Here is a 16,585-nt window from a genome sequence, read left to right on the forward strand (position 1 = left end):
GGCCGGCCGCTCAGGCGTCCAGCAGCGGGGCCAGGTAGCGGCGGGCGAAGGCCCGGGCCTGGTCCTCGTCCTCCATCTCGATGCAGCTGGCGGGGTTGAGCAGGAAGGACACGGCGACCCGCACCATCAGCTCGGCGACCGGGCGGGGATCCTCGTCGGGACGGCCCTCGACCTGTTGCGCCCGGCGCAGATGGACCGTCAGGTACTCGACGGTGGCGGAGAGCGAGGAGCTGCCCTGCACGGTCAGATAGGGCAGCACCAGCTCGGGTTCGAGCCGCAGCAGGCCGCCGAAGAGGGGATGGGCGCGCGTGTGGCGCAGGGCGACCACGAAGCCCTCGACGACCCGTTCCTTCATGGTCGGCAGCGCGGCCACCGCGGCGTCGAGACGCTGGAAGAACCGGCTGAGCTCGCGCAGCAGGGTCTCCTCGACCAGCTTGTCCTTGGTCTGGAAGCGCCGGTACACGGTGACCCGGGAGACGCCGGCCCGCTTCGCGACGTCGTCCACGGAGGAGCGGCGCAGACCGAGAAGGGTGAACTGCTCCAGTGCTGCGTCGAGGATCCGCTGCGCCGTGCGGTCCTCCGGCTCCGGCTGGGCGAGGGCCCGCGCGAGCCACGAGTCGTTCGTGTCAGTTCTCATGGTGCTCCTCACGATACCGGCGAACGACTCCCTCAGCTCCTTTGAAACAACTATCGTATCTCTGTAACATCGCTGCGTGCCCGATCTGACCGAGCCGCCGACCGGCGCCGGATCCCGGAGGACCTGATGGGCAGTCGACTCACCGAGGAACAAGCCGCCTTCGCCGCGGCCGTCCGCGACTTCGCCAAGCGCGAGTGCGGCACCCGGGAACAGCGCGACGCGCTGACCGGCGGCGGCCGCGAGGCCCACCACCCCGGGCTGTACGGCAGGCTCGCCGACCTGGGCTGGCTCGGCGTGTGCCTGCCCGAGGAGTACGGAGGTTCCGGCGGCGGGGTGGCCGACGCCTGCCTCTTCCTGGAGGAGACCTCGTACGGGATGGTCCCGTGCGGGGGGTTCGTCACCACCGTCATCACCGCGAAGGTGTACGAGCGGTTCGGCACCGAGCGGCAGCGGCAGGAGGTGCTGCCCGGCGCCGTACGCGGGGACGTCCTCGCCATCGCCATGTCGGAGCCGGGGGCCGGGTCGGACGTCGGCGCGCTGCGCTGCCGGGCCCGGCGGGAGAAGGACGGCACCTGGGTGATCGACGGTCAGAAGACCTGGATCTCCAACGCGCACTGCGCGCGGAGCATCCTGCTGGTGGCCCGTACCGGCGAGGACAAGCACGGCGGTCTCACCATGTTCCATCTGCCCGCCGACACCCCGGGCGTGGAGGTACGGGGCATCGAGACCATGCGCGGCCGGGAGGTCAACGACGTCTTCCTCACCGGCGTGCGACTGCCCGCGGATGCCGTCGTCGGCCAAGTGGACCACGGCTGGCGGCAGTTGATGGCCGGCCTGAACCACGAACGGCTCTTCCTCGCCGCGAACATGCTGGGCCTGGCGCGCCGCGCCTTCGACGACGCCGTCTCCTACGTCCGCGAACGCGAGCAGTTCGGCCGGCCCGTCGGCTCCTTCCAGGCGCTCCGGCACCGGGTCGCCGATCTCGCCACCGAGATCGAGTGCGTACGGCTGCTGGTGCGCGAGGTGGCTCTGGACTGCGACGCGCGGCCGGAGAGGCTGTTCCCGCGCGAGGCGTCGATGGCGAAGCTGAAGGCCACCGAGATCGCCAAGCGGACCGCCCTGGAGGGGATGCAGATGATGGGCGGCTACGGCTACACCACGGAGTTCGACATGGAGCGCCACTTGCGCGCGGCGGTCGTCTCCACGGTCTACGGCGGGACCAGCGAGATCCAGCGGGACGTCATCGGCAAGACCTACGGTCTGTGAGCCGGTCCCGGCACGGCGGCCGCCCGCCCCCGGACGGGGCGGGCGGCCGCCGTGGGACGACGTCCCGGGGTCACTCCTTGTAGAGCGCGGACAGTTCGTCGGCGTACTTGTCCCGGATGATCCGCCGCCGCATCTTCAGCGACGGCGTCAGCTCGCCGCTCGCCGGACCCCACTCCTCCGCCAGCAGTTCGTACCGCTTGACCTGCTCGGTGCGGTTGAGCCGGGTGTTGGCGGCGGCCACCGCACGGTCCACCTCGGCCCGCACGGCGGGGTGTCGCACCAGCCCGGCCAGGCCCCCCTCCGCGTCGACGCCGTGGGCCGCGGCCCAGGCGGGGGCGGCCTCCGCGTCGAGCACCAACAGGGCGACCAGGTAGGAGTGGTTGTCGCCGTGGACCATGGCCTGGCCGATCAGCGGGTGTTCCTTGAGGGCGTTCTCCACCAGGGCGGGTGAGACGTTCTTGCCGGTGGAGGTGATGATCATCTCCTTCTTCCGGTCGGTGAGCCAGAGGTAGCCGTCCGCGTCGATCCGGCCGATGTCACCGGTGGCCAGCCAGCCGTCGGCGTCCAGGGCGGACCGCACCGAGCCGTCCGGCTGGAGGTATCCGGAGAAGACGGACGGACCCCGCACCAGGATCTCGCCGTCCTCGGCGACGCGGATCTCCACGCTCTCCACCGGCCGGCCCACCGAGCCGAGCCGGAAGCCGGTCTTCGGGCTGTTGCTGGTGGCCACGCCGGTGGTCTCGGTCAGCCCCCAGGCGTCCATGATGACGATGCCGAACCCGGCCCAGAACCGCACCACCTCGGCCGACATCGGCGCCGACGCGCTGGCCGTCCAGGTCACCCGGTCCAGACCGCCCGCGGCCAGCATGGGCAGCAGGACGTCCTTGCGGGCGCGCAGGTAGCGCTCCTCCAGCTCGGCGGGCGGCTCCTCGCCCCGCTCGCGGTACCCGACGCGCTCCCGGGCGACCTCGAACGCCCGCTCGATGACGGCCAGTTGGTCGGCCGGCATCAGCGACAGGACGGCCCGCACGGCGGCGGACAGTTTCTCCCAGATCCGCGGTACGCCGAAGAACTGCCTGGGGCGCACCTTGCGCACCACCTCACCCACGCGCGCCGGGTCGGCGCAGAGGTAGACGTGCGAGGCGCGGTGGCAGGGCAGGTAGACGCCGAGCATCCGCTCGGCGATGTGGGCGAAGGGGAGATAGCAGATGTGCTCGGCGTGCGGGGGCAGCTCCACCACGGCGTCCAGCGCGCGGGCGTTGGCCATCACCACGCGGTGGGTGAGGACCACGCCCTTGGGCTCGCCGGTGGTGCCCGAGGTGTAGACGACGGTCAGGGGGTCCTCGGGGCGGGCGGCGTCCAGTTCCCCGGCGAACCCCTGCGGCACCGGCTCGCGGAGCAGGTCCGCGTACGCGGTGTGACCGTTCTCGGCACCCGGCTCGGCCACCACCAGGAGCTCCAGCGGGGTTTCGCCGTCGGACAGCAGCGGCTCCCACACCGCCGCCTGGGCCGCTCCTTCCACGACGGCGAGGCGGGCACGGCAGTTGCGGGCGATGTGCTGGATCTGCTCGGGGGCGGCGGTGCCGTAGACGCTGACCGGGATCGCGCCGAGGCGGACCAGTGCCAGGTCGGACAGCCAGTGCTCGGGCCGGTTGGACATCATCATCAGCACGTGGTCGCCGCGGCCCACACCCAGGGCCCGGTAGCCGGCGGCGAGGCACCGGGTGTGCTCGTCGACCTCCCCCCAGCGATACGTCGTCCACTCGCCGTCCGAGTCCGGCGACTGCCAGGAAAGGGCGGGGAGCTGGGGGTACTCCCGTGCGTTCCGGGCCAGCAACTGCGGCAGGGTCCGGTCGGCCGGGTCGTCCGGCAGATCACCGGTGATGCGGGGGGCCGATGTCATCGGGGCCTCCTTGAGATCGGAGAGGGAACTGCCGGGGAGACCGGGGGCGGGGAAGTGAGGAAGCCGCGGGGTTCGTCGACCACGATCGGCGTCCCGCGGATCCGCCGCACGGTCACAGCCAGCTCCTCACGCGTTCGATCAGCCGGGCGGGATCGGGTCCGACGGGGGAGACGTTGAGCATGGTCACGCCCGCCTCGCGGAAGACCTCGACGCGGTCGCGGACGTAGCCCTCGGGACCGGCCAGGCACAGCCGCTCCAGGAGTTCGGCCGGTACGGCGGCTTCCGCGTCCTTCTTGCGGCCCGCGAGGAAGTGCTCCTGGACGGCCACCGCGGCGGCCTCGTAGCCGTAGGCGCAGACCAGGTCGAAGTAGAAGTTGCGGCCGGGCGCGCCCATGCCGCCGACGTAGAGGGCGACGGTGGGGCGCATCAGGTCGCGGGCGGCCTCGGCGTCGTCGCCGATGGCCAGCGGGCCGCCCGCCACGACCGACAGCGGGCCGAGCGCGGGGTCGCGCCTCGCGGCGCCCTCGGCCAGGGAGGTGCCCCAGACCTTGTCGGCGTGTTCGGGGACGAAGAGAAAGGGCAGCCAGCCGTCGGCGATCTCGGCGGTCATCCGGACGTTGGCCGGGCCCAGCGCCGCGACGTAGACGGGGATCGTGTCGCGGACCGGGTGGTTGAGCAGCTTCAGCGGTTTGCCGAGGGTGCCTCCCCGCTCGGGTGGCAGGGGCAGGTCGGTGATGCCGTGGTGCTCGATGACCTCGCGCCGCCAGATCCGCCGGGACAGCTCGATCACCTCGCGGGTGCGGCCCAGAGGGCGGTCGTACCGGCGGCCGTGCCAGCCCTCGACGACCTGGGGTCCGGAGGCGCCGACGCCGAGGAGGGCCCGGCCACCGGTGAGGGCGTCGAGGCCGGCGGCGGTCTGGGCGATCAGCGCGGGGGTGCGGGAGTAGACGTTGAGGATGGCCGACCCGATCCGCATCCGCTCGGTCTTCGCGGCGAGGTAGCCGAGGATCGTCGGCGAGTCGAAGCCGTAGGCCTCGGCGACCCAGACGGCGTCGAGACCGGCGGACTCCAGGAGGGCTGCCTGGTCCGCGGCGGCGCGCGGTGCACCGGCGTACGTCAGGGGTGTGGACAGTTCCATCAGCGGTCGTCCTTCAGGAGTTCGGGCACGCCCCAGTCGCGGGCCACGTCGGAGGTGTGCGTGCCGGGCACGGCCGGCGGGAGCCGGAGGGTGCCGGGGGTGTCGGAGAAGCGGGGGGCGGGGGCGGGCTGGGTGATGCCGTACGCCTCGGTGTAGGTGCCGCGGCCGGCCAAATGCCGGTGGCGGGCCGCCTCGTGCAGCGAGAGCACGGGGGCGACACAGGCGTCGGTGCCTTCGAAGACCGCGGTCCACTCGGTCCGGGTGGCGGCCTTGAAGCGGGCGGTGAACTCGGCACGCAGGGCGGGCCAGTTGTGCGGGTCGGCGCGGTCCGGGAGGTCGTCGGTGTCCAGGCCCAGCAGGGAGAGGAACACCGCGTAGAACTGCGGTTCCAGGGCGCCGACCGCCATCCAGCCGCCGTCGGCGGTCTCGTGGACGCCGTAGGAGGGGCAGCCGCCGTCGAGCAGGTTGCGGCCGCGGGCGTCCTGCCAGGTGCCCTCGGCGGGCCGATGTCGTGTCCGGCCAGGGCGGCGAGGGGTCCGCGCCGGCCCCGGCCGGTCGTCCGGCCGTAGACCAGCGCGTGGTTGACGGCCAGGCACTCCTCGGGGCCGGCCCCGAGCCGCTCGGCGACACCGGGGCGGCAGCCCTCCACGAGGATGTCGGCGCGCGCGGCCAACGCCCTTACGGCGCGGGTCCCTTCGGGTGACTTGAGGTCGGTCACCACGGAGCGCTTGTTGGGGTTGGTCACGTCGGCGCCCAGGTCGGCCGGCACCATCGCGGCGAACGGACCGGGGCCGATGCCCGCCGGCTCGACCACGCGCACGCCGTCCAGCGGGCCCGTCATCTCGCGGCCGGGTCGGTCGGTGGAGTGCCGGCTCATGGGTTCCCTTCTCGGGGCGGGGCGGGCTCGCTGCCCTCCAGCCGGAGACTTACTGAGCGTTCGCTAAAACGTAGAAGTGCCGTGCCGGTCGGTCAACTACCCGTGCGGGACTTGTTTTTGTGGACGCAGACCGGGAAAGTTGCCTCGGAACGACCGCGGATGCCAGCTCTGGCTGATCGATCGCTAAGCAGGCGGAAGGAGGGGCGTCGGACTCACGGTCGTACGATGTCGCCGATCGCCGCCCGTCCCGAGGAGAGCCGTTGAACACCGCGCCGAGCCAGGACTCCACCCCACCGGCGGAGCACTGGCGCTCCTACGCGCCCCTGGACCTGCACCCGATCCTGATGCGCGCCATGGAGGCCTTCAACGAGCACGGCTACCACGGCACTTCGGTCCGCGACATCGCCGGCCGGGTCGGCGTCACCGTGCCCGCGCTGTACTACCACTACGAGAACAAGCAGGCGTTGCTGGCCACGCTGCTGGAGACGTCCATCAAGGACGTCCTGGACCGCTGCCGGGCCGCGGCCGGCGAGGCCGGGGACGATCCGCTGGCGCGCTTTTGCGGCATGGTCGAGTCGATCGTGCTGTACATGGCCCACCGACAGCAACTGGCCTTCCTGGACACCGAGATCCGCAGCCTGGAGCCCGAGAACCGGGCGCGCTACGTCGCCCTGCGCGACTATCTGGAGCACATGCTGCTGGACACGGTCGAGACCGGCCGCGCGCAGGGCGTGTTCACCACGCCGATCCCGGCCGACGCGGTGCGTTCGGTGCTCGTGATGTGCCAAGGGGTCGCCAACTGGTTCCGCGCGGACGGCCCGCTCACGGCGGAGGAGGTCGCCGAGCGCCACGTGCTGCTGAGCCTCGGCACCGTCGGCCACCCCGGCGCGGTCACCGGCGACCCTCCGCCGCCGTATCCGCGGCGCGCCGCGCTCCGGGGTGCCGCCGCGCACACCCCGGCCCCATCCTGACGTCCCCCTTCCAGGGTGACGCTCCGACGAGAGGACACCCCGCATGGACGCGATCGAGGCCCGCGCCCGGTTCAAGGAGCTACGGAAGCGGAACGACCTCGTCGATCCCGCCGAACTGGACGACATCTGGGCGGCGTTGGCCACCGTCCGCCCCGAGGACATGCTCGGCGAGTGGCGGGGCGGGGAGTTCGACACCGGGCATCCCCTCAACGGCATGCTGGTGAAGGCCGGCTGGTACGGCAAGACGTTCACCACCGTGCACGACGTCAAGCCGCTGGTCTGCCGGGACGCTTCGGGTGAGCTGTACTCGAACCAGGAGCTCGGCCAGGGCGAGGCGAGCCTGTGGACCGTGGAGTTCCGGGGCGAGACGACGGCCACCATGATCTACGACGGCCGGCCGGTCCTGGACCACTTCAAGCGGGTGGACGACACCACCTTGATGGGGATCATGAACGGCAAGGGGATCCCCGCGGAGGGCCCCTTCTACTACTTCTTCCTCGAACGCGTCCCCGCCCCCGGCGCCCCGCACGGCGGCACGGGCGCCGAAGAGGGCGCGTGAGACGTGTCCGGGCCGCGGTCACCGAGGCGCCCGGCGCGCCGTTCACCGTGCGGGAAGCGGAACTTGAGGACCCGCGACCGCGTGAGGTGCTGGTGGCGATGACCGCGGCCGGCATCTGCCACACCGACCTGGGGATGCGGGACTCCTGGCCCCGGCAGCTCACCCCCATGGTCTTCGGCCACGAGGGCGCCGGACGGATCGAGGCGGTGGGCGCGGAGGTGACCGGCCTCGCACCCGGAGACCAGGTCTGCCTCACCTTCGCCAGCTGCGGCGCCTGCGAGCAGTGCGCGACGGGGCACCCGGCCTACTGCCACGCCGCACGGACGCTGAACTTCTCCGGTGGCCGCGCCGACGGCACCACTCCCCTCTCCCTCGACGGCGGACCGTTGCACGCCGGCTTCTTCGGCCAGTCCAGCTTCGCCACGCATGCCGTCGTCCACGAACGCGGTGTGGTCAAGGTGGACTCCGGCCTGCCCGCCGCGGTCGCCGCGCCGCTGGGGTGCAGCGTCCAGACGGGCGCGGGCACCGTGCTCAACCGCCTGCGCCCCGGACCGGGCTCCTCGCTGGTCGTCCTGGGCGCGGGCGGGGTCGGGCTGAGCGCGCTGATGGCCGCGGTGGCCGCGGGCTGCGACCCGGTGGTGGCCGTCGACCCGGTCGCCTCCCGCCGCGCCCTGGCCACCGCACTCGGTGCCACCGCGGCGCTGGCCCCCGGGGACGGTCTGGTGGGGGCGCTGCGCGACCTCACCGGCGGGGGCGCCCACCATGTCGTCGAGACCACCGGCCGTCCGGAGCTGGCCCGCCGGGCCGTCGGGGCGCTGCGCCCGCGCGGCGACCTCGCCCTTCTCGGCATGGGTGGTGAGGTGACGTTCGACGTGATGGGGCTGCTCGCCAAGGGCGTCCGCGTGCACGGTGTGATCGAGGGGGACTCCGACCCCGGCCGCTTCGTCCCCGAGCTGATCGCCCTGCACGGGCGGGGTCTGCTGCCGGTCGACAAGCTGGTCACCACGTTCCCGTTCGAGGACATCGGCGCGGCCGTGGCCGGCATGCGGGACGGCACCGTCGTCAAGCCGGTCCTCACCTTCGGCTGACCGGCCGTACCGACACCGGGAACGGCGCCGCCGGACGGCGTGTCCCCCGCCGAACCGCCCACGGCCCGCTCCTGACGGCCTGTGATTGACTGAGCCGCATGGCCCCCGCCTCCCCGTCCGCCCGTTCGGCCGCGACCGCCGATCCGGCCGCGGCCACGCGGCCTCGCAACCGCAGGCAGCTCATCGTCGACGCGGCCGGGCGGGTCTTCAGCGAGCGCGGCTACCACAAGGCGTCCATGGAGGAGGTCGCCGCCGGTGTGGGCATCACCGCGGCCGCTCTGTACCGGCACTTCCCGAACAAGTACGCGCTGTTCGCCGAGTGCGCCCACGTCATGGTCGACCGGCTGGTCACGGCGCTCGACGAGGTGCCGTCCGGGGCGGCCCTGACGGATGTGCTCGCCGCGCTCACCCGGGTCACCGTGGCTCATCGCGCGTCGGGCGGCGTGTACCGCTGGGAGGCCCGGTACCTCGACGGTGAGGACCGCCGGCGTCTCGGGGTGAAGTTCGCCCATCTCGTCGAGCGGGTCGACGCGGCGGTACGGCGCGAACACCCCCTGCCCGACGAGCGCCTGCGGGCCATGGCGGCCCTCGGCGCGATCGGGTCCATCACGATGCATCACATCTCCATCGCCCAACGCCGGGCCGAGGACCTGCTGCTGGCGTCCGCCCTGCGGGTGGCCGCGACCGATCCGGTGGCGGGCGGGCCGGGCGCGCACCCGGTGGAGCTGCCCGCCCGGCCGGTGGCGCGGACGCGACGGGCGGAGATCCTCGCGGCCGCCATCCCGCTGTTCGCCCGGGACGGCTTCGCGAACGTCACCAACGGACGGATCGCGGAGGTGGTGGGGCTGACCCCGTCCGCGCTCTACCGCCACTACCCCGGCAAGATCGACATCCTGGCGGCGGCATGCCTGCAGGCGGCGGGACTGCTGGCCCAGGGGGTGGAGCGGAGTCTGCACGGGGTGACCGACCCGCACGACGCCCTGGTGGCGCTGGCCGCGACGTACGTGGCCTACAGCTTCGAGTACACCGAGCTGAACAGCGTCGCCGAGGCCGAGCTCGCCGGCTTGCCGGCCGACCTGCGGCGGCCGGTGGTCCTGGCGCAACGGGAGCACATCGCCGTCTGGGAGCAGCAGTTGCGGCTGGCCCGGCCGGAGCTGGACCCGCGCCAGGCCAGGGTGCTGGTGCACGCGGGGTTCGGCGTGGTGGTGGAGGCGGGGCGCAGGCTGCGGTGGCAGGACAGCCCCGGCCATCGTGAGGCCGTGACCGCGCTGGTCGTGGGCGCTCTGGGTCTTTGAGGCAGCCCCCTGCCCCGCCCCGGTCCGGCTGCCGCGGGGCGGGTACAGGTGGGGCGGGTACAGGTGGGGCGGACCGGCGGCTCAGCCCGGCCTGTTTCCGGTCGGGATCGTGATGGGGGTGGTGGCCCCGGAGGAGCCCTTGTTGAGGAACAGCATGGCCAGGGCGCGCACGAACTGGTCGAACAGGTAGAAGGTGCCGGGCATGACGGGCGACAGCCCTTCCCGGAACAGGATGAACGCCGGCCATCCGGTGCGGACCAGGGCCGCCGCCGCGTAGTCGCGCTTCAGTCCCAGCCAGTCGCCGACCTCGTCGCTGAGGACGTAGCGCACGAACTCGCTCAGGAACCCCCGGGTGACGCCGAGGTCGACCTGTGCGGTCAGGCCCAGGAGTTCCTCGGCCAGCTCGATGCCCTCGGTCGACGGGCTGAGGACCGGGGTGAGCACCCGCGCCGACTGCGCCTCGGCCTCCGCCCAGGTCCGCGGGATGTGCTCGTCCGGCACACCGAGCAGGTGGACGGCGACCTGCCACGAGTGCAGGAACGCCTCCCGGTCCGCGGCCGGGAACGGGATCTTCCAGTCGACCAGCTTGCGGTAGACGTAGGTGCCCAGGCTGTGGAAGGTGACCAGGATGTCGGCGGCGCTGATCGGGATGGTCTCGTCGGCGACCGCCCGCCAGTGCGGTGACTGCGGCAGCAGGTGACGCACCGCCGCGTGCACCACGCGCGTCTTGTTGGCGGTGACCACGAACTGTCCCGTCGGCGTGAAGGCCCCCAGCTCGGACAGGTCGTAGCCGAACGTGAACGTCTTGGCCGCCCGGTCCTGCATGTCGGCACCGCCCGCGGACCAGTAGACGCTCTTGGCCTCGCGCGGGATGACGGTGCTCATGATGCCGCTGCCGAGCCCGTACAGCATGAAGAGGTAGGTGTCCCTGCGCCGGTTGAAGTCGGCGGCGCGGGCGAGCTTGGCGGGGTCGGCCCACGAGGGCAGCCGGTTGACCTGCCGCAGGTACGCGGCGAATTCGGCCGGCAGGCCGCTGGGCAGCGGGTCGTTGTTGTTCACCCACGACGCCCATGCGGTGTTGATCGCCGGCACGTGTCCGTTCTTGAGCATCGAGGCCATCAGGGGGTCCGCCGCGTCGTCCCAGATCCACTCCGGACCGGTGCCCGCGGCGGCGCCGGTCGCCGAGCCGGTCGACGCCCACGCCTGGACGGGGTGCGCCACACCCACCAGGCCGAGCGCCACCCCGAGCGACAGAGCCTTTCGCCTGCTGAGGTTTTCCATTGACTTACCTGCTTCCCTCAAGGGCCAGATGGTGCCAGGTACGCTCGCAGACTTGCCATTTGTGCGACCCAGGGCGTGCTGGCTCCCGACGCACACATGTGATTTCCGATTAACATAGCGAGGTACGTTGCCGTCGGCAATGGTGGTGGCCGAAGGCGCGTCCCTACGATGACCGCATGATCGACGACGTGAGCGGACGCGCCTATCGCGCGCAGCGGTGGGCCGCCAGGGCAGCACTGGCCGCGGCCGGACTCGCCGTGGCCGTGCCGCTCTGGTACGGCCGCCTCGGGGGTCTGCTGCTGCTCCTCGGCGGCGCGGTCGGGCTGGTCGTCACCGCGGCCGCCGTGTGGTGGACGGTGAGTCTGCGCGGTCCGGTGCGATGGGTGGCCGCGCTGGTGGCCCTGGCCGTTCCCGCGTTCGTCATCACCCTGTTCGCCGCCACCGTCTTCTGGGCGCTGCCCCTGTCGATACTGCTCTGGGGCGTCGCCGTCTGGTGCGGCCGGTACGCGCTGCGCGGCGCCGGCTCCTACCGGGTCAAGGAGCGCCGGTGCCCGCCGCCGGAGCGGCCCTTCCTGATCATGAACCCGCGCTCCGGCGGCGGAAAGGTCGTCCGGTACGGCCTGCGGGAGCGGGCCGAGCGGCTCGGCGCCCGGGTCGTCGTCCTCGATCCCGAGCGACCGCAGGACGTGACCGCGCTGGCCCGGGCCGCCGTCGCCGAGGGTGCCGATCTGCTCGGGGCCGCGGGCGGCGACGGCACCCAGGCACTGGTCGCGGCCGTGGCCGCCGAGCACGGCATCCCGTTCCTGGTGCTCAGCGCCGGTACCCGCAACCATTTCGCGCTGGACCTGGGCCTGGACCGCGACGACCCGGCCGCCGGTCTGGACGCGCTGACCGACGGCGTCGAGCTCCGGGTGGACCTCGGCTTCGCCGGTGACCGGCCGTTCGTGAACAACGCCTCCTTCGGCGCCTACGCGGCGATCGTGCAGAGCCCCTCGTACCGCGACGACAAGCTCGGCACCAGTCTGGAGCTGCTGCCCGACCTGCTCACCGGCCGGGAGGGGACCCGGCTCACCGTCCTCGCGGGGGAGGTCGCCCTGAAGGACCCGCAGGCCGTGCTGGTGAGCAACAACCCGTACCGGACCGGCGATCCCTTCGGGTTCGGACGCCGCGACCGGCTCGACACGGGGGTGCTCGGCCTGCTCGCGATACGGGTGGAGAGCGCGGCGGAGGCCGCCGCGCTGATCCTCGACCCGGCCCCGGCCGCGCTCACCGTCCACACCGCCCGCGAGGTCGTCGTGGAGTCCGACGGGCCCGAGGTCGAGGTGGGCCTCGACGGCGAGGCGCTGGTGCTGCCCTCACCGGTCCGCTGCCGCGTCGCGGCCGGCGCGCTCGCCGTCCGGGTGCCGCGCAAGCGGCCGGGGCTCGCCCGGCACCGACCCCGGCTCGACTGGCGGCGGTTGCGCAAACTGGCCGCGACGGTCGGCCGTACGGCCGCGCCCGGCCGCCGTCGCTGACCGGTCCGGTCAGTCCGTTCCGGTCAGTCCGTTCCGGTCAGTCCGTCGCCGTGGGCCGTCGCGAGACGCGGGTGGCCTCGGCGAGGTCGGCCAGGGGGCGCAGCCGGTAGGTGTAGGCGTAGTCGCGGTTCGCGAACAGCTTGTACTCGTCGTGCGTGTGCGCGCCCCAGCTGTTGTCGCCGCCCACCCCCATCTGGCGGTGGCTCACCCGGAGCACGACCTCCTCCCTCGGGGTCAGCTGGTAGTCGTGGCGTGCGCCGACCGACAGGTCCTCCGGGGTGAAGTGCGAGGCGTTGACCTCCAGCAGGGGTTCACCGCAGACGAGCAGCCCGGTGCCGTCGGGGCCGGTGAGGGCGATCCAGCGGACGTCGGTCCGGTTGCCGTTCTCCTGCGGGCGGATGTAGGGCTCCCACTGTCCGGAGACGGTGCCGGACCAGAGGCCGACGTCGGTTCCGTTGTTGCGGTCCCAGTGGTTCTCCTCGGGACCGCGGCCGAAGTAGTCCAGCTGCTCCAGCCGGCCGGGCAGGAAGAGCAGGTTGCCGACCTCCGGGATGTACGGCAGTGAGGCCGCGCCGGGGCGCAGGGTGTTGTCGACCTTGATCTCGCCGTTGCCGAAGACGGTGTAGGTGGTGGTGTACGCCGACTCCGTGGTCGTGGGCAGGGTGCCGCTGACCTTGATCTCGACGGCCCTGTCCCGCAGCCCGCGCACGGTGACGTCCGTGACCTTGCGGCCGGTGCCGGCGTCCCGCCAGGTCTGGTTGCGGGTGTGCTGGCCGTTGCCGCGGTCGTTGTCGGTGGGCGCCCGCCAGAAGTTCGGGACGGGGCCGGAGGTGATGAGCTGGGCATCTCCGGCCCGGTAGGAGGTGATGACGCCACTCTTCTTGTCGACGGTGACCGAGAAGCCGTCGCCGGTGACGGTCACCGCGCTGTCACCGTCCTGGTAGGCCAGTGCCGTAACGCTGTCCAGCGGCACCGGCGTCACGGCCGGGCTGCCCGCGTCGACCGGAAGCTGCTGCCTGGCGACCTCGAAGCCGGCCTTCGCCCACTTCGTCGTCTCCTTCGTGGTGAAGGACAGCTCCAGGAAGTACTCGGCGCCCGGCGCCGGTTCGCCCGGCACCGTGAACGGCACGGTGATGTCCTTGGCGGACAGCGGCGGCACGTCCAGTTGGGCACGGGTCAGCTTCCCGCGCCGGAGCACCTCCCCGTCGGCGAGGAGTTCCCAGGTGCCGTCGAGTTCCCGCAGGTTCGTGAACAGGTACTCGTTGGTGAGGGTGACCGCGGCGCCGGGAGCGAGCCGGTCACCGGAGGCGGGGGCGGCGTTGACCGCCTGGTAGATCCGCTTGACCTCGGCGGCCTTGCCGGTGTGTCCGCGGTCGGCGGTGACGACGCCGTCGGCGACGAAGTTGAAGTCATTGGGGTTGTCGCCCCAGTCGCCGCCGTAGGCGAAGAAGGTCTTCTCCTTCGGCCGCTTCTCGGTGAACCCGGCCGTCGCCGCGTCGAACCAGAACCGCACCCCCTCGTCACCGGGACCGCGGCGGTCGGTGGCGGCGAGTTCGCCGGCGCTCAGGGCGCGGGCGTGGACGCGGGCCCGCCGGATGGTGCCGCTGAACTCGCGGTGGGGGTTGTCCACGTCGGTGGCGAGCGCCAGGGGGGCGGTGTTCCGGGCGGGCCGCTGGGTGGTGGTGCGGGTGGCCCTGGCCTGTCCGTCGACGTAGAGGGTGAGGCTGCCCGCCGCCGCGTCGAAGACGCCCGCGACGTGGTGCTCGGTGCCGGTCCAGCCGTCGGGCAGCGCCCAGGTCACGGTGATCCACTGGCCGCCGCCGTGGATGAAGAACTCCAGGTTCTTGTTGTTCTGCTTCAGCGCGTACTGGGTGTCGCCCTTGGCGATGATCGGCTGGTGGTAGCCGAGGACGTGCGGGGTGATCCACGCCTCCAGCGTCAGCGAGCCGGTGAGGTCGAGGCTCGCGTCGCGGGCGAAGACGGTGCCGCCGGAGAGGCCCTTGGCGCGGTCGAAGGTGCCGCTGGGCGCGAGGATCTCGCCGCGCAGGCCGCCCGGCCCCGTCTCGGTCAGCTGCTTGCGGGTCGGGGTGGGCCAGTTCAGCGACTGGTCGGCGAAGTCCCAGATCCAGCCGCCCTGGAGGACGGGGTAGCGGCGGACCAGGTCCCAGTACTTCTTGAAGTTGCCGTTGGAGTTCCCCATCGCGTGGGAGTACTCGATCATGACGTACGGCCGGGTGTCGCCGGTGCTCTTCGCCCGGGACTCGACGGTGGCGGGGGTGTCGTACATCTCCGAGCGGATGTCGCTGATCGCCGGGCGGTCGTCGCCCTCGTACTGGACGACGCGGGTGGGGTCGTAGGACTTGATCCAGTCGCGCATGGCGACGAACGTGCTGCCGCCGCCCGCCTCGTTGCCGAGCGACCAGATGACGACGGAGGCGTGGTTCTTGTCGCGGTGGACCATGTTCTTCGCGCGGTCGACGCACGCCACCGTCCAGTCGGCGTGGTCGCGGGGGTACCGGCTGCTGATGCCGTGGGTCTCCAGGTTGGTCTCGTCGACCAGGTAGAGGCCGTATTCGTCCGCGAGTTCGTACCACACCGGGTTGTTGGGGTAGTGCGAGGTGCGGACGGAGTTCATGTTCAGCCGCTTGATGAGCGTGATGTCCTCGATCAGGTCCGCCCGGTTCAGGGCGATGCCGCGGTCGGGGTGCATCTCGTGCCGGTTGGTGCCGCGCAGGGAGACGGGCTTGCCGTTGATCCGCATCAGGCCGTCCTTCAGCGCGAACTCGCGCAGGCCGACGCGGTGGGACAGGGTCTCGATCACCCGGCCGGCCGGGTCGCGCAGGTGCAGGACGGCGGTGTAGAGGTACGGGTGCTCGGCGGACCAGAGCGTCGGCGCGGGGACGGCCTTGTCGGCCCGTACGGTCACGTCCTCGCCGACGGCGTCCACGTCGACGCCTTGTTCCAGGGGGCGGGTCCAGACGGCGTGTCCGGCGGCGTCGTACAGCTGGGTCTCGACCGTGTAGCGTCCGGCGCCCCCGGCCGCGTAGGCGCGGACGCTCGCGGTGACCGAGAGGGCGGCTGCCCGGTAGCCGTCGCTGAGCGGGGTGTCCAGCTTGAAGTCGCGCACGTGCACGACGGGGGTCGAGTACAGGTAGACCGAGCGGAAGATGCCGCTCAGCCGGATCATGTCCTGGTCCTCCAGCCAGTCGCCGTCGGAGTAGCGGTAGACCTCCACCGCGATCCGGTTGGTCCCGGGCTTGAGGTACTCGGTGATGTCGTACTCGGCGGGGGTGAAGGAGTCCTCCTTGTAGCCCGCCAACTCGCCGTTGATCCATACGTAATGGGCGGACTTCACGCCCTCGAAGTGCAGGAAGGTCCGCCGTCCCGACCAGTCCTCGGGGACGGTGAAGGTACGTCGGTACTGGCCGACGGGGTTGTAGCGGGTGGGGGCGTTCGGCGGCTGCGGGTCCTCGCCGAGGCCGTTGGGACCCCAGTACGGGTAGGTGATGTTGACGTAGATCGGGAAGTCGTAGCCGTGCAGCTGCCAGACCGAGGGGACCGGGATGGTGTCCCAGTCCTGGTCGTCGAGGTCGGTGCGGTGGAAGTCGGGGTCGCGGTCGTCGGGGCGGTCGGCGTAGGCGAACTTCCAGGTGCCGTCGAGGCTCAGGCGGTACGGCGAGCGGGTGCGGTCGGCCGCCAGGGCCTGCTTGACGTCCGCGTACGGCATCAGCGTGGTGTGCGGCGGCTCGGCGCCGACCTGGAAGAGGCCGATGTTGCCGTTCCACTCCGGCGCACCGGCCGCGGCCCCGGCCTCGTCGGCCGCGCGCGCCCCCGCCGATGACGTGCCGGACAGGGCGAACGCGCCGAGGACGGCCGCCCCGCCCTCCAGGAGTCGGCGGCGGCTGACGGCCACGCCCCGGGGGCGGGGCGGGCGGCCTGCGAAGGGCTCGGAGGGGTGCGGCATGACCAGGGCCTTCCTCGGGACGACAGTGCGGCGCTGCACAGCTTGAGGGAGCGTCAGGTCCTGTTGGATCCTGTTGGCAAACCGAACGCACC

The 16,585-nt window shown here is 72.3% G+C and carries 11 protein-coding genes and 1 pseudogene; 6 read left to right on the forward strand and 6 right to left on the reverse strand.

Annotated features, from left to right (window positions below; all coding sequences use genetic code 11):
- Positions 1-10 precede the first annotated feature (10 nt).
- Positions 11-637 (reverse strand): TetR/AcrR family transcriptional regulator, encoded by a 627-nt coding sequence (locus ACWD1Z_RS22670; protein WP_451121221.1) that lies wholly within the window; start codon positions 635-637, stop codon positions 11-13.
- 126 nt (positions 638-763) lie between these two features.
- On the opposite strand from ACWD1Z_RS22670, the gene ACWD1Z_RS22675 reads away from it, so the two are divergent.
- Positions 764-1,903: an acyl-CoA dehydrogenase family protein gene (locus tag ACWD1Z_RS22675; protein WP_451121222.1), complete on the forward strand. Its 1,140-nt coding sequence runs from the start codon at positions 764-766 to the stop codon at positions 1,901-1,903.
- Between the two features lie 70 nt (positions 1,904-1,973).
- Here ACWD1Z_RS22675 and ACWD1Z_RS22680 read toward each other — a convergent pair whose 3' ends face one another.
- From ACWD1Z_RS22680 to ACWD1Z_RS22690, 3 genes and pseudogenes are all read right to left on the reverse strand, one after another.
- Positions 1,974-3,806 carry an AMP-dependent synthetase/ligase gene (locus tag ACWD1Z_RS22680; RefSeq protein ID WP_451121224.1) on the reverse strand — a complete coding sequence of 611 codons (1,833 nt, stop codon included), beginning with the start codon at positions 3,804-3,806 and terminating at the stop codon, positions 1,974-1,976.
- Between the two features lie 112 nt (positions 3,807-3,918).
- Complete coding sequence (locus ACWD1Z_RS22685) at positions 3,919-4,944, reverse strand: LLM class F420-dependent oxidoreductase (RefSeq protein WP_451121226.1); 1,026 nt, start codon at positions 4,942-4,944, stop codon at positions 3,919-3,921.
- Positions 4,944-5,821 (reverse strand): annotated as a pseudogene (locus ACWD1Z_RS22690) (CoA transferase). Before ACWD1Z_RS22690 ends, ACWD1Z_RS22685 begins: the two are co-directional and overlap by 1 nt.
- 260 nt (positions 5,822-6,081) lie before the next feature.
- On the opposite strand from ACWD1Z_RS22690, the gene ACWD1Z_RS22695 reads away from it, so the two are divergent.
- The 4 genes from ACWD1Z_RS22695 (at position 6,082) to ACWD1Z_RS22710 (ending at position 9,734) form a co-directional block, all read left to right on the forward strand.
- The gene (locus ACWD1Z_RS22695) at positions 6,082-6,792 is read left to right on the forward strand and encodes a TetR/AcrR family transcriptional regulator (protein WP_451121228.1); all 711 of its coding nucleotides are present in this window, start codon (positions 6,082-6,084) and stop codon (positions 6,790-6,792) included.
- A 43-nt stretch (positions 6,793-6,835) separates the two neighbouring features.
- Complete coding sequence (locus ACWD1Z_RS22700; protein ID WP_451121230.1) at positions 6,836-7,351, forward strand: DUF4334 domain-containing protein; 516 nt, start codon at positions 6,836-6,838, stop codon at positions 7,349-7,351.
- Complete coding sequence (locus ACWD1Z_RS22705; protein WP_451121232.1) at positions 7,348-8,439, forward strand: NAD(P)-dependent alcohol dehydrogenase; 1,092 nt, start codon at positions 7,348-7,350, stop codon at positions 8,437-8,439. The genes ACWD1Z_RS22700 and ACWD1Z_RS22705 overlap by 4 nt, the downstream gene beginning before the upstream one ends.
- A 98-nt stretch (positions 8,440-8,537) precedes the next feature.
- The gene (locus tag ACWD1Z_RS22710) at positions 8,538-9,734 is read left to right on the forward strand and encodes a TetR/AcrR family transcriptional regulator (protein ID WP_451121234.1); all 1,197 of its coding nucleotides are present in this window, start codon (positions 8,538-8,540) and stop codon (positions 9,732-9,734) included.
- An 81-nt stretch (positions 9,735-9,815) separates the two neighbouring features.
- On the opposite strand, the gene ACWD1Z_RS22715 is transcribed toward ACWD1Z_RS22710, so the two are convergent.
- Entirely contained in the window at positions 9,816-11,015 is a 1,200-nt protein-coding gene (locus tag ACWD1Z_RS22715; protein WP_451121236.1) for an oxygenase MpaB family protein, read from the reverse strand.
- 176 nt (positions 11,016-11,191) lie between these two features.
- Between ACWD1Z_RS22715 and ACWD1Z_RS22720 the strand changes: the two genes are divergently transcribed.
- Entirely contained in the window at positions 11,192-12,529 is a 1,338-nt protein-coding gene (locus tag ACWD1Z_RS22720; protein WP_451121238.1) for a diacylglycerol/lipid kinase family protein, read from the forward strand.
- A 37-nt stretch (positions 12,530-12,566) separates the two neighbouring features.
- On the opposite strand, the gene ACWD1Z_RS22725 is transcribed toward ACWD1Z_RS22720, so the two are convergent.
- On the reverse strand, positions 12,567-16,493 hold the full coding sequence (locus tag ACWD1Z_RS22725) for a glycoside hydrolase family 2 TIM barrel-domain containing protein (protein WP_451121240.1): 3,927 nt from the start codon (positions 16,491-16,493) through the stop codon (positions 12,567-12,569).
- Positions 16,494-16,585 lie beyond the last annotated feature (92 nt).

The sequence above is a fragment of the Streptomyces sp. NPDC002784 genome (assembly GCF_053592135.1).

Coding starts and splice junctions, on each gene's coding strand:
- ACWD1Z_RS22670 (WP_451121221.1), bottom strand. CDS start 637: ATGAGAACTGACACGAACGACTCGTGGCTCGCGCGGGCCCTCGCCCAG.
- ACWD1Z_RS22675 (WP_451121222.1), top strand. CDS start 764: ATGGGCAGTCGACTCACCGAGGAACAAGCCGCCTTCGCCGCGGCCGTC.
- ACWD1Z_RS22680 (WP_451121224.1), bottom strand. CDS start 3,806: ATGACATCGGCCCCCCGCATCACCGGTGATCTGCCGGACGACCCGGCC.
- ACWD1Z_RS22685 (WP_451121226.1), bottom strand. CDS start 4,944: ATGGAACTGTCCACACCCCTGACGTACGCCGGTGCACCGCGCGCCGCC.
- ACWD1Z_RS22700 (WP_451121230.1), top strand. CDS start 6,836: ATGGACGCGATCGAGGCCCGCGCCCGGTTCAAGGAGCTACGGAAGCGG.
- ACWD1Z_RS22710 (WP_451121234.1), top strand. CDS start 8,538: ATGGCCCCCGCCTCCCCGTCCGCCCGTTCGGCCGCGACCGCCGATCCG.
- ACWD1Z_RS22715 (WP_451121236.1), bottom strand. CDS start 11,015: ATGGAAAACCTCAGCAGGCGAAAGGCTCTGTCGCTCGGGGTGGCGCTC.
- ACWD1Z_RS22720 (WP_451121238.1), top strand. CDS start 11,192: ATGATCGACGACGTGAGCGGACGCGCCTATCGCGCGCAGCGGTGGGCC.
- ACWD1Z_RS22725 (WP_451121240.1), bottom strand. CDS start 16,493: ATGCCGCACCCCTCCGAGCCCTTCGCAGGCCGCCCGCCCCGCCCCCGG.